Genomic DNA, 13,278 nt, shown 5'->3' with positions numbered 1-13,278 from the left:
TGCCTGGTATTGGAGTCAGGAGTTAGGTTTATACTTAGGGATTTGGGAAGATACGTTAAGATATTTTACTGTTGAAGGAAGATTAATTCCCACACCAGAAGAATCTAATTTAGAAGAAATTAGAAAAGCTGAATTTGAACAGCAAAAGGCTGAAGCTGAATGGCTAAGGGCTGAATTTGAAACACGAAAAGCTATATCTGAACGTCAGCGTGCTGAAAATGAACGTCAACGTGCTGATGAAGCAGAGAATAAAGCAGCTATTTTAGCTAAAAAACTGAGAGAATTAGGTGTTGAACCTGAGATTTTTTAACTAATCACCACCAATCATCATATTCTCCAATTCTTTATCAATAGATATTAGTCGAGGATATGGGGATTATGTATTTGTTACAGTTAGAGAGAAGGATGGGAATGGAGTATGTATCAAAATAATCCACCTCTGCCACCCCAAGAAACTATGCCGACAATGTGTGATTTACCTAGTGAATTAGTAGGAGAATCGGGATTGCCGGATGAATTTCATTGTATACAAGCAGATTTACTCAGTGAAACTTGTCAACCTGTCAATTATTCATCTGAGGAAATGTTACTGGCCAGCGATTTAAACCTTTATTATGATCCTCGTCATCCCAGTTGGTATAAACGCCCAGATTGGTATATGGTGTTAGGGGTTACTAATACTAAGCAACAGCAAGATTTACGTTTAAGTTATGTAGTATGGCAAGAAGGAGTTGATCCGTTTTTGGTAGTTGAATTACTGTCACCAGGAACAGAACAAGAAGATTTAGGACAAACTCTCAGGGAAGTTAATAAACCTCCAACCAAATGGGAAGTATATGAACAGATTTTGCGTATTCCCTACTATGTCGTTTATGACCGCTATGAAAATAATTTCCGTGGTTTTAAACTCAATGGTACTCGTTATGAATCTGTCAATTTGTCAGATCACCGTTTTTGGTTAGAAGAAATAGAAATGGGTTTAGGTTTATGGCAGGGAAGTTATCAAAATACAGAGGGTTTGTGGTTGCGTTGGTATAATGCTGATGGTTGGTTGCCAACTTTGACCGAACGGGCTGAGGCTGAACGTCAACGTGCTGATAGACTAGCGGAAAAATTGAGAGCAATCGGCGTAAATCCTGATAGTTTATAATTAACCAAAGATAGTAATTTATCCCAATCAAATCTATGGCTTTAACCGCACAAGAAATAGAAGCATTAATGCCAGATTGCACGGAACTACTCAGCGACGAACCAGAAATGGAAAGCTCCTTACACTATACACAACTATTAATATTAGTAACTTGTTTAGAATGGTTATGGCGTAATAGAGAAGATTTCTTTATTGGTGCAAATCTCAGTATTTACTATAGCCGACAACAGTTAAAAAATCGAGACTTTAGAGGTCCGGACTTTTTTTTGGTCAAAGACACGGAAAAACGTCCCCGTGCTTCTTGGGTAATATGGGAAGAAGATGGTAGATATCCCAACTTGATTATTGAATTACTTTCTGATTCTACAGCCAAAGTAGACAGGGGATTAAAAAAAGAGTTGTATCAAAACCGATTTAGGACTCTTGAGTATTTTTGGTTTTCACCGAATACCTTGGAATTTGTAGGGTGGAGATTAATAGGAAATAAATACAAAAGTATTACTCCTTCAGAAAATGGCTGGTATTGGAGTCAGGAATTAGGGTTATATTTAGGAGTCTTTGAAAGTAGATTGAGATATTTTAGTGTTGAAGGGAGATTGATACCTACACCAGAAGAAGCAAATTTGGAAGAGGTCAGAAAAGCTGAATCTGAACGCCAACGTGCTGATAAACTAGCGGAAAAATTGAGAGCAATCGGCGTAGATCCTGATAGTGTAAGTTAGGAGAAAATGATGACTATAACCATAAACTTAACTGATGTCACCATTGAATATCCTCGTGCTGATGGAGAACCCGTAGTGGAAACCTATATACATCTCTATGCGATTTTAACTACTTTAGAAGTTTTGAAACAATACCTAGCAGGAAAACAAGCAACGGTACTCGCAAATCAATTTTTATACTATGCTCAAGGTTTTCCAAAATTAAGAGTAGCACCAGATGTAATGGTAATTTTTGATGTTCCACCAGGGGGTAGAGATAATTATAAAGTCTGGGAAGAAGGTCAAGTTCCCCAAGTAGTCTTGGAAATGACTAGCGCCGGAACTCAAAAGCAAGACCAAGAACAAAAGAAGTTATTATATGAACAATTAGGAATTTTAGAATATTGGTTATTTGACCCCAAGGGAGAATGGATAAACAAAAAATTACAGGGGTATCGTTTACAGAATGAAATTTATCAACCAATTACTGATAGTTTATCTCAACCTTTAGGTTTGCGTTTGGAAGTGGAAGGGGAACTTTTAAGATTTTATCGTCTTGATACAGGTGATAAATTACTCATACCTACAGAACTAGCGCAAAAGGCTGAAAATGAACGTCAACGGGTTGATGATGCGGAGGCTAAAGTAGCAATTTTAGCTCAAAGGTTAAGAGAGTTAGGTATTGAGCCTGATAGTCTGTAAATGGGGAGGCTTTACTGAGTGGCCTAATTATTTTAGGCTGGGGATGGACTTTTTTCATCTGTAGGGACAAGAATTTATGGATTTGCTGTAAATGGAAGTAATTCGTCTGGATAATGTTTCGCTGTGGAGAAGGACTCAAGAGGAATTTTCCTATGATTTGAAGAAAACGCTCCTATCTGTGGTAGAGGGTAAATATCGGAAACCTGCTAAGAAATTAGTGTTAGATAATATTAATTTGGTTGTTGACAAGGGAGAAAAAATTGGTATAATTGGCGCGAATGGTTCTGGTAAATCCACTCTGTTAAAGATAATTTCTGGAATTCTTCAGCCTACAACTGGTACTGTCAGGGTTCGGGGTCAAGTTGCACCTTTAATTGAACTAGGAGCAGGTTTTGATGCAGAAATCTCTGTGATGGACAATATCCTCCTTTATGGTGTATTGTTGGGTTTTTCTAGGGCTGAGATGAAAGCAAGAGCGCGTTCTATTTTGGAGTTTGCAGAGTTGGAGGATTATGCTTTAGTTCCAGTTAAGGGTTTATCTTCGGGTATGGTGGCTCGTTTGGGTTTTTCTATTGCGACAGATATACAGCCGGATATTTTGATTTTAGATGAGGTTTTATCTGTGGGGGATGAGAGTTTTAAGAATAAGTGTAAGCAGAGAATGGACCAGTTTTGGGGTGAAGAAACAACAGTTTTGGTAGTTTCTCATTCAATGGAATTTATCAGTGAATCTTGTAATCAGGCAATTTGGATAAATAAAGGAAAAATAGTATTTTCTGGAATTTCTAGTCAAACCGTAGATTATTATTTGAATAGTGTAGCTCACTATGAAATTAATTAATTTTTTCACTAAAGATTTAAATACAATTATAGAGGTAAAATTTTAATGAATTTACACGGAATTAATGTATTAGTAGATGGATATAATTTGGAAATGATCCAAGGAACAGGTATTAAAAGTTATGGTATTACTTTAATTAAAACTTTAATTTCTTTGGAAGCAAATGTAGATATACTGTGTAGTCGTTATACTAATACTAATAATTTAATTTTAGGTGAAGCTTTATTTTTTGATACGCAAAAATATAATGGTAGAAATTTACAAATTAAGGGCGTTATTGGTGCAGTTATTCAAAGGTTTTATCAAGCTAAAGAAGTACCAGTTAGTAATTTTGTTATCAAACGAGACGCAGATTTGATTTTTGATTATTTAGCTGGTTCTGGAAAGATATTTAATATCTATAATTGCTATAAGTTAGCCAACAATTTATATAAATATTTTCCATTAGAAACCAGGGTTAACATTAAAAAAAAAATTGATATTTGGCATGAAACTTATCCACTTCCTATTAAAGTAAATAATGCCAAAAAAATTACCACAATTCATGATTTGATCCCGTTAAAACTCCCTTATACCACTTTAGATGATAAAAATTCTTTTTTTAATTTAACAAAGAATGCAATTAAAAATTCCGAAATTATTCTGACGGTTTCAGAAAATACAAAAAAAGATATTTTACATTGCTTTGATGTTAATCCAGATAAAATTTATGTAACATATCAGCCAATAATTGATAATTCACATTTAGTCGAAAATGAGACAACAGAAATTAATTTAAAAAAATATAATCTGAAAAACAAAAAATACATTCTTTTTGTAGGAACGATAGAACCGAAAAAAAATTTGGGAAGATTACTAACTGCTTATAGTTGTTTAGATACTGATATGCAGTTAGTTATTGTTGGCAAAAAAGGATGGTTATGGGAAGATAATATTAGTCAATTAGAAGCATTATTTGGCAATGGTTTTAATGAAAAAATTAAATTATTAGAATATGTGTCAAAAAAAGATTTAATATATTTGTATCATGGTGCCTTTTGTCTTGTTTTTCCATCTTTATACGAAGGATTTGGTTTACCACCGTTAGAGGCTATGTCCTTGGGATGTCCTGTCATAACATCTAATGTATCTTCTTTACCAGAAGTTTGTGGAGATGCTGCTATTTATGTAGATCCTTATAATCCTGATGAGATTAGACAGGGAATTGAGAAGTTGATTAACAGTTGTGAAATCAGAACCCAACTTATAGAATCAGGCAAAGAAAGAGTAAAATTATTTAGTATGGAAAATTATGCAAAAAAACTTTGTGAAGCTTATAAAAAAGTGCTATAAGTAACTGACTGATTGTACATAATTTGATATAGCAGGTTAAAAATATGGCTTTTCCAATCAATGATAAATACTGGGTAGATACAGTGGATTTTTTGCAGTCAAGAATTCATGCTGGAGATAAAATAGTAGCACCAAGTGAATTTGAGGAAAAATTTACAGAGGTTATATCCTATTACTCACTAAGAGAAAGTTTATGTAGTGATTTTCAGTGGTTTATCATCCACAAAGATATGCTAGACACTCTAGAATATACTTTTCTAGAGGAAACTGTAAATAAATATATGCCAGTTTTTGCTAATGAAGTTTTCGTTATTTTTTCTAACCACATTCATATTCCTGTATTAGATCGAAACTTTATTCATTTACAAAGTTTTTGGCAAAAAATTGATTTATTCAAGAATATGTATAGTAAATTAAAAATTGATGTAGAAAAAACTTCGGCTAATAAATTCATAGGCTCTTTATTGCAGCTAGTTAAAAATGGACAACCTAATATTAACGAATTGAATCTATTGCTTCGTGATATGAAATCAATTCGTTTAAATATTAAAAATTTCGGTTATCAACTAGCACGAGATTTAGCAGAGAGTAATTTAACCATAGATGAGAACTTAAATTTTCAACCTATTTATCTTAAATCTAAACCAACTACTCAAGCAGACATAGAAAGTAAATGGCTTAAATACTGGTGTCAACAATTAAAAATTAATCCGATTTATCATAGAAAAATATGGGAATTATGCTATGTTCCTCAAGCTATATGTTATCAGATGGGAACTAGTGCCAAACTTACTGGTATAGGATTTGGTTGTGGTCAAGAACCTTTACCATCTTTATTTGCTTCTATGGGTTGGGAAATAACTGTCACAGATTTACATCCTGATAAAGTTAAGGGTATGGGATGGATGGAAACTGGTCAACATACCAATATGCTGGAGCAAGTATTTTATCCCGACATAGTAAATCGGGAAAGATTTGACGAAAATATTAGTTTAAAGTATGTTGATATGAATGATATTCCCAAAAACTTACATGAAAATTATGATTTTTGTTGGTCTATATGTGCATTAGAACATTTGGGTTCTATCAGCAAAGGTCTTGATTTTATTGAAAATTCTCTCAAGGTTTTAAAACCAGGAGGAATAGCCGTTCACACTACTGAATACAACTACACAAATGAACCAGAAACGATAGATAATTGGCCGACTGTTATTTTCCAAAACCATCATTTTCAGGAAATTGCTAAAAGGTTAAGAAACCAAGGCTACAAGGTGGCAGAATTAGATTTTAATGTAGGTAATCAACCATTAGATAGATTTATTGATATACCTCCTTATGCAATTGGAGAAGGATGGTTATCCAAAGATACTTGGAATGATGTTAATCAAGGCGCACACTTAAAACTTAGTGTAGATGGCTATCCGTGTACTTGCTTTGGCTTAATTATCACAAAGTAGAAGTAATGCGAGATCAAGTTAAAACAAAAATAACTGCTGATGAGATGATATCAATAACTAAACAAGAGAAATGAACATTATAAATAATTCATTCTCTAATCAATTAATCATCAATTTATCTATTCTCTTCTCTCAACCAACAGGCATAAGTAACTATGCCAAAAATCTTTTTACCTATTTAAAATCTCTCCAACCTACGCTATTAACAGCGCAAAACTACCCTGAATATACCTGCTATCCAGTCCCCAATAATCTTACTCCTGCTCATGGTACAAAAGGACATTTAAACCGATTATTATGGACACAATTTCAATTACCAAAAATATATCAAAGCCTCAAATCTAATCTCCTATTTTCCCCCATTCCTGAAGCACCTCTTTACCAAAATTGTCGTTTTATCGTCATGTCTCATGACATGATACCGTTACGATTTCCTAAACCTTTTTCACCACTCACCCCATACCACCGCTACTACACCCCCCAAGTCCTTAACCAAGCACAACATATTATTTGTAACTCCCAAGCAACAGCTAAAGATTTAGTTGATTTTTTCCATATTCCTAGTAATAAAATAACACCTATTCCTCTAGCGTACGACTCCTCACCGTTCCAATTCCTCAACCTCCCCACTCGTAACTATTTCTTATACATCGGTCGTCAAGACCCTTATAAAAACCTGCAAAGATTAATTACCGCTTTTTCTGCACTACCTCACAGAAATGACTATGAACTATGGTTAGCAGGTCCTTATGATAAACGTTACTCCCCATTATTAGAAATACAAACTCAAGAATTAGGAATAAGTCATCTTGTTAAATTCCTTAACTATGTATCTTATGACGAATTACCAATAATCATTAATCAAGCGATCGCACTAGTTTTTCCCAGTCTTTGGGAAGGATTTGGTTTACCAGTTTTAGAAGCAATGGCTTGTGGTACACCAGTTATTACTTCTAATATTTCCTCGCTTCCAGAAGTTGCGGGAGATGCTGCTATTTTAATTAATCCCTATAATATCGGGGAAATTACAGCCGCAATGCAAACGATTGTCAATGATTCAGAAACAAGAAAACAACTTTCAGAAAAAGGTCTAAAAAGAGCAAATCAATTTAGTTGGGAAAAAACTGGACTTGCTACAGTTGAAGTTTTAAAACAATATCTTTAAATAATTTATGATCCTAAAGAGAAGGAAATTTGACAATGAATAACAAAGAACTTTACCTCAAAGCTCCAATATGTAATACTAAAAGTAAGAAAATTCTTACTTGAGAGTGTACTAGCAACTTGAGTTAATAAATGAGCGATCGCTAGAACACCAATTTACTAATAAACCAACTCACTGAAAATGCAATTATCTATTAAATTTTTCCAAAATGAATAATGAAAAATGCAATTAGTCATTAATCTTTCATTTCTCCTCATAAAACCCACAGGTACAACTACTTACGCTCTTAATCTTTTACCTCACTGACAAAAGTCAGCAAAACTCTGTTGTTATGTGGTCTCTGACTTCAGCAGACACCGATCCTCGTGCAAAATACCAAGTCTTTGTGAAAAATATTGTTCAAGGTGCAAAACCAGAGGCTATAGTTTTAATACACGATGGTGGAGGCGATCGCTCCAGAACGGTCAAGGCCTTGCCAGAAATGATCAGTGGACTCAAAGAACAAGGCTACCGATTTGTGACAGTTCCTGAACTCTTAGAAATGGCGCAGGCATAGTTAATTTTGGGCGCAGGCATAGTTAATTTGGGCGCAGGCCCTGCGCCCCTACGATAGTCAAAATCAGCAATTGTAATCACTGATGACGGAAGCACAGACTTGAGCTTCTTGCCAGAGTTTGTATAAAAAAAACTCGGACGTATAGCTCATAGTGGTGACAAATACGCCTACAGCATCATCATTACCATCCGATAACCAAGAACCCTCTAGAGTAACTTCCAGATACTCAGTATCACAGTTACATAAGGCAATGATTTCACTATCATGGCGATTTACTTCCGCCTTCAGTCTTTCTACTCCCGGTAAATCAAGAGGTAGCAAAAAGGATGCTGTTGTCGGTTCAACACGCAAAGATTGACTGACACGCAGTGATAAAATCACTCTTTGCGCGACCCATTCTTCTAGAGACTGAGTGAGACACTCTAAATAAAAACTGTTTTCTGTGTAAGTTAATTTCAGCATTCCTCTTGCTCTCCTGTTATTCCAGGTTTGCTTGCATATCATTCCAAAATTTTTCAGCAAATGTCACCGTGGGGTGAATAGGTGGTTTAGGTAGTTTCCGCAATTGCATCCCAGCTTCAGCGGGTGTTTTATCGCCTTTGCGAGAGTTACATCTTTCGCAAGCTATGACTACGTTATCCCAAGTATGTCGGCCACCTTTAGATCGGGGGATTACATGATCTAGGGTGAGACGTTTGTTAGTACCGCAATATTGACAACTGCTATGATCTCGTCGCAAAACCTCCCGACGATTAACTGGCGGAACTTTCCACATCCGTTCCGTAGCAGCAATTTTCAAGCGGATGTGTTTGGGTACAGACAGGACGAATCTAGGTGAATTAATTAACCAACCGCCTTCTGTAGAAAATTCCAATGGTTCGGCTTTATTGCTGACTAGCAACACTATCGCCCGCTTGATATTTACCCGACACAGTGGTAAGTAATTCTGAGAAAACACGACCACAGATTGCTCTAATACTTGGATTGCGCTTGTCACAGCCTGACTCCTTATAAAAAACCCCCGCTTCTGTCTTAGACACAGCGGGGGTTAACAATTGACCTGATGGTTTTTCGTCTTATTTTGGTACAGCATTTTTTAGCTTGTACCTCCCGCTTTTGATCTCTATTTGTGGTTTTCTATTCAGCAAATTTATGCTGGCATATTTAAAATCATAATTGTCTTTTGTTCTTTGCCCTTGATGTTGGCTATTTTCACCCATAAATAAATACTCCACAACCGCAGCCGCAAATTCCCAACTGCCTTGACAGTTGGTGGCTTGTGAAGAGGTAGAGATGGGATAAATGGATTTCACAGAAAATTTCACCTATTGAACATTCCTTTAAACATACTACACTTGTATTACTATCCTGTCTATACCTATAAGGAGAAAAACTCATGCAGACCATCACACGCACCTCAACAACTGATATGGAAGTTACCAGTATTCGACTAGAACGAGAACTCAAGGATAAACTCAAAGATATGGCAGGTAATCAGGGATATCAATCTTTAATTCGAGATATCCTTTGGAATTACGTGCAGCAAAAATCAGGTGAGTGGAAACCGAGATTTTCTAAATCTGATATTCGTGCTAGTATTTCGGCGATCGCCCAACAAGAAGAGCGTTGTGTTCTTACGGGTAAATTAATTGAACCACAACAGTCAATGTTATTAGGATTGACTAGAAATGGTGACATGGTGCCGCTAAGTGTTGAAAGTTTAGCTGGCTAGTTGGTAGTTTTAGTTAATTTTACCCAGATGCAATTCTAGTAACTGGGTAAAATTAACTTTCAGATTTATTTTATACCATTAATTGGATTAAGTAACTTTTCCAGTGTTAACTCGGATGCAAAACAGCGAATTTCTGAGTTAATTATAGAGGGATTACGGTTTATATCTAGTTCGAGACAAGATATCCTAAGTTCCAGATTATCATCTCAACTATTATTGGCAATGCAGTAAAAAATTATACTTTTATCTTTCCATGATTTATCTATTAGCTAGTAGATAGTGAGAGGAAAAATCAACTGGAGAAATTTGGATAATATCTTGTATTGCAAGTATTACAGCTTTTAAATTTCTGTCTGATATTTTTTAGTTATTTGTAATAATTACTGACAACCAATAGTTATTTTTTGTACAGATAAACTAGCAGTAAGGAGTAGCAATTATTCATAAATTTGTGATTCCTGTCCACAAACTGAGCATGATCTCAAAGCGGATAAATAATGAAAAAACGTTTATTATCACCACAAAAATATATAAATAGTGTAGAACAATTACATATATCCCCAGCCAATGTGATGCCGCACCAAGAAGAAATTGCCCATGTTTTGGCACAAAGGATTAACACAACTATTGCTAATGGTACGGTAACATCCTTGATCTTATCAGAGATTGCCCAGGCACTAGGATCTGCATTTAATATAGATTGCTGCTTAGTTACGGTAGTAAATGATACATCTAGGGAAACGATTACAGCCCATTGGTGTCATGAACAATTTTTAGGTTTGTCACCAACTCAACAGATTTTATCTAGGGAAGAATTACTATTTGAGTTACCAGTTGTACAATGTGCAGATAAAAAATTGAGTCTTGAAGATATTTCTCTGATTCAGCAAACTTTAGTAAGTGGTTGGCAAGATATACCATTACAAATGAAGGCTGTTTTGGCAATTACTACTCAATTTGGTGGTCATAGTAATGGTGTAATTAGTCTGATTAAATTCCAAAGTTATGAATGGCAAGAATCAGAAATTAGTCTATTACAATCCATAGATTCATGTTGTGCGATCGGTTTTGCTCAAATAGCACAATCACAAATGTTAGCGACTCAAACAAAGCATCTCCAAAAAGCTAACCAGCATCAAAGTTTAATCCAAAAATTAACTATTCTCAATCGCAGCAACTTGGAGTTGAATCAAATGCTCCAATTAGTCATTACCTCTACTGCTGAAGCTCTAGAAGCAGATCGTGGTTTATTACTTTTACTCAAATATGCAGATCCACTATTTAGAAAACTTCCCAAACAACAAGTACCCAAGGTAAGAGCTACTTTAGTTGGAGCATGGACTAAGGATACATATACTACTGTTATTGGTGAATTAGATAACTTAGAGCAATCTTTCTGGGTATCTGATTGTAGTTTATGTCAGCGTCTATTTACAGAGCCAGGGAAACCAATTATGACGAATAATTGTGAAGAGAAAAATACGGGTAAACTTGCTGAATTATTTGCTATTGATGAGTTTCCTAATACGCTATTAATGCCATTAGAAAGTCAAGGTAAGGTTTTAGGATTTGTAGTTTTACAACAAGCTGCAACACGGGATTGGGAAACAACAGACTTAAATTTGATAGAAATGCTTTGCGCTCAATTGAGTGATGCTGTGATTCAGTCCCAAACATTGCGACAAGTGCAAACTTTAGTAGATGAACGCACTGAACAACTCAAACGCAGTTTAGAAGTACAGGCAAAACTATATGAAAGAACCAGACAATATGTAGAACAATTACAACAGCTTAACGAACTTAAAGATGAATTTGTCAGCAATATTAGCGATCGCTTGCGTTATCCTCTGACAAATATGCTCATGTCTATTCGTAATCTACGTTTACCAGGAATATCTCCAGAACGTCAAGACCGATATTTAAATATTTTAGAGTCAGAATGTACTAAGGAAATTAACTTAATTAATGACCTATTAACCCTTCAAAAACTAGAATCCCATCAAGAATTACCACAATTTGAAAGCATAGATTTAAATACTAAAATTCAAACTCTCCTCACTACTTTTGATCAACAACTGACAGATAAAGCATTAAGTATTTCAGTAAAATTACCGAAGAAATCTTTAAAATTACAAACGGAAGTAGAGAGTTTTGACCGGATTTTACAGGAACTGTTAACCAATGTATGTAAATACTCGGAGCATGATACAACCGTTCACTTAAAAGTAACTCACAAAGTCGCAGAAGAGCTTGATCAAGTTATTATTAAGGTAACAAATACAGGACGGGGTATATCTGAAGAAGAAGCGGCTTATATCTTTGATAAATTCCGTCGTGGTAAAGGCCGCTGGATTCCCGGAACTGGCTTAGGACTTGCTTTGGTTAAATCTTTAGTGCAACATCTAAATGGAGCGATCGCGGTTGAGAGTATTCCTATCCCCAATTCTCAACTCAGTGAAATTAGTTTTACACTTACTCTCCCCCTATCTTCCCCACCAATTAACTCATATTCAAAAAAAGTGACACCAGAAAATGGGAATTGATTCTTCCACCCCCGATCACAACACCCCTGAAGTAGCTATCCAAGTTGATAAATTATCCGAGAGACAGCGACAAATCAGCGCCAAAATCCAAATTCCTCAACCAATAGAAAAAGTTTGGAAGATTCTCACCGACTATGAATCATTACCTGACTTTATCCCCAATCTAGCCCACAGCCGTCTTCTTGAACATCCCGAAGGAGGAATTCGACTGGAACAAATCGGTTCTCAGAATTTACTTAACTTTAAATTCTGTGCGCGGGTAGTATTGGATTTAGAAGAGCTATTCCCTAAATTAATCCAATTCAATATGGTAGAAGGCGACTTTAAAGGCTTTTCTGGTAGTTGGTGCTTAGATCCTTATTTCTTTAGCGAACAACAAGGAACAATTCTTTGTTATACAATCCAAATCTGGCCTAAACTTACTATGCCAATATCAATTATTGAACGTCGTCTCAGTAAAGACCTACAAACAAATCTCTTAGCAATCCATCAACGAGCTACAGAATTTAGTCTATGAAGAAGGTGACAGGTGACAGGTGACAGGTGACAGGTAAGAAGAATAGTCTCGAATCTGAGTTATTAAGCGTTGTCAATTGTCAATTGTCAATTGTCAATTGTCAATTATAGTTTATTGGCTTACGTCACCCTCTCAGCAAACCCTACATAAAAACCAAAAAGGAAGGAAAAATACTTTTCCTTCCTTTCTTCAGTACCCCCAGGGGAATTCGAATCCCCGTTACCTCCGTGAAAGGGAGGTGTCCTAGGCCTCTAGACGATGGGGGCTTGAACTTCGTGACTTTTAATAATATAAAGGGTTTTTCTGAAGATGTCAACAGGTTTGGAAAAGTTTTTTGAAAAAGAGGAAGAAATGAGGATTGGTGAGTATTTACAGGAGGGGACCAAGAATAAGGGAGCAAGATTCGGGAATTTTCCTGCCACTTACTTATAATTTCCAGCACACTCCTTTTCTATGAAGATGTATGCTTACAGCACATATAGCGTCTTTGCAGAAGATATTCCCAAAGAGTTGTAGATGAAAGAGGGGATAATTACCAATTACTAATTATCCATTACCAGCCTAAACTAGATAACTAGTGCA

At 35.7% G+C, this 13,278-nt stretch carries 13 protein-coding genes, 1 tRNA gene and 2 pseudogenes; 12 read left to right on the top strand and 4 right to left on the bottom strand.

Annotated features, from left to right (window positions below; translation table 11 throughout):
• The 9 genes and pseudogenes from FJR38_RS28240 to FJR38_RS06415 all read left to right on the top strand — a co-directional run.
• Positions 1–310: pseudogene (locus FJR38_RS28240) on the top strand (Uma2 family endonuclease); the annotation flags it as partial.
• A gap of 108 nt (positions 311–418) precedes the next feature.
• The gene (locus tag FJR38_RS06450; RefSeq protein WP_168536041.1) at positions 419–1,150 is read left to right on the top strand and encodes a Uma2 family endonuclease; all 732 of its coding nucleotides are present in this window, start codon (positions 419–421) and stop codon (positions 1,148–1,150) included.
• Between the two features lie 35 nt (positions 1,151–1,185).
• Positions 1,186–1,872, top strand: coding sequence for a Uma2 family endonuclease (locus FJR38_RS06445; protein ID WP_168536039.1), 687 nt, complete (start codon positions 1,186–1,188; stop codon positions 1,870–1,872).
• A 9-nt stretch (positions 1,873–1,881) separates the two neighbouring features.
• A complete protein-coding gene (locus FJR38_RS06440) occupies positions 1,882–2,553 on the top strand; it encodes a Uma2 family endonuclease (RefSeq protein WP_168536037.1) in 672 nt (223 codons plus the stop codon).
• 91 nt (positions 2,554–2,644) lie between these two features.
• Positions 2,645–3,394, top strand: coding sequence for an ABC transporter ATP-binding protein (locus FJR38_RS06435; RefSeq protein ID WP_168536035.1), 750 nt, complete (start codon positions 2,645–2,647; stop codon positions 3,392–3,394).
• A 45-nt stretch (positions 3,395–3,439) separates the two neighbouring features.
• Positions 3,440–4,726 (top strand): glycosyltransferase family 1 protein, encoded by a 1,287-nt coding sequence (locus FJR38_RS06430; RefSeq protein WP_168536033.1) that lies wholly within the window; start codon positions 3,440–3,442, stop codon positions 4,724–4,726.
• A gap of 44 nt (positions 4,727–4,770) precedes the next feature.
• Positions 4,771–6,183, top strand: a complete 1,413-nt coding sequence (locus FJR38_RS06425) for a methyltransferase domain-containing protein (RefSeq protein ID WP_217359987.1) — start codon at positions 4,771–4,773, stop codon at positions 6,181–6,183.
• A 70-nt stretch (positions 6,184–6,253) separates the two neighbouring features.
• Positions 6,254–7,348 (top strand): glycosyltransferase family 1 protein, encoded by a 1,095-nt coding sequence (locus FJR38_RS06420; protein ID WP_168536031.1) that lies wholly within the window; start codon positions 6,254–6,256, stop codon positions 7,346–7,348.
• 307 nt (positions 7,349–7,655) lie between these two features.
• A pseudogene (locus FJR38_RS06415) lies at positions 7,656–7,904 on the top strand (polysaccharide deacetylase family protein); the annotation flags it as partial.
• Between the two features lie 63 nt (positions 7,905–7,967).
• On the opposite strand, the gene FJR38_RS06410 reads toward FJR38_RS06415, so the two are convergent.
• The 3 genes from FJR38_RS06410 to FJR38_RS06400 form a co-directional block, all read right to left on the bottom strand.
• Positions 7,968–8,366: an alr0857 family protein gene (locus tag FJR38_RS06410; protein ID WP_168536029.1), complete on the bottom strand. Its 399-nt coding sequence runs from the start codon at positions 8,364–8,366 to the stop codon at positions 7,968–7,970.
• Positions 8,367–8,382: 16 nt separating this feature from the next.
• Positions 8,383–8,901, bottom strand: a complete 519-nt coding sequence (locus FJR38_RS06405) for an HNH endonuclease (RefSeq protein ID WP_168495463.1) — start codon at positions 8,899–8,901, stop codon at positions 8,383–8,385.
• Between the two features lie 79 nt (positions 8,902–8,980).
• A complete protein-coding gene (locus FJR38_RS06400; protein ID WP_174763884.1) occupies positions 8,981–9,217 on the bottom strand; it encodes a hypothetical protein in 237 nt (78 codons plus the stop codon).
• 83 nt (positions 9,218–9,300) lie between these two features.
• Between FJR38_RS06400 and FJR38_RS06395 the strand changes: the two genes are divergently transcribed.
• From FJR38_RS06395 to FJR38_RS06385, 3 genes are all read left to right on the top strand, one after another.
• Positions 9,301–9,636, top strand: coding sequence for a hypothetical protein (locus tag FJR38_RS06395; protein WP_168495466.1), 336 nt, complete (start codon positions 9,301–9,303; stop codon positions 9,634–9,636).
• Positions 9,637–10,133: 497 nt separating this feature from the next.
• A complete protein-coding gene (locus FJR38_RS06390; protein ID WP_168495467.1) occupies positions 10,134–12,179 on the top strand; it encodes a GAF domain-containing sensor histidine kinase in 2,046 nt (681 codons plus the stop codon).
• On the top strand, positions 12,169–12,696 hold the full coding sequence (locus FJR38_RS06385) for an SRPBCC family protein (protein WP_168495469.1): 528 nt from the start codon (positions 12,169–12,171) through the stop codon (positions 12,694–12,696). The genes FJR38_RS06390 and FJR38_RS06385 overlap by 11 nt, the downstream gene beginning before the upstream one ends.
• Positions 12,697–12,889: 193 nt before the next feature.
• Here the strand turns inward: FJR38_RS06385 and FJR38_RS06380 are convergent.
• Positions 12,890–12,962 (bottom strand) — tRNA-Glu (locus tag FJR38_RS06380).
• Positions 12,963–13,278: the final 316 nt, after the last annotated feature.

Origin of the sequence: Anabaena sp. UHCC 0253, from assembly GCF_009712085.1 — a bacterium.
In the GTDB taxonomy this organism is placed as follows: domain Bacteria; phylum Cyanobacteriota; class Cyanobacteriia; order Cyanobacteriales; family Nostocaceae; genus Dolichospermum.
This window is presented reverse-complemented; position numbering and strand designations above follow the sequence as displayed.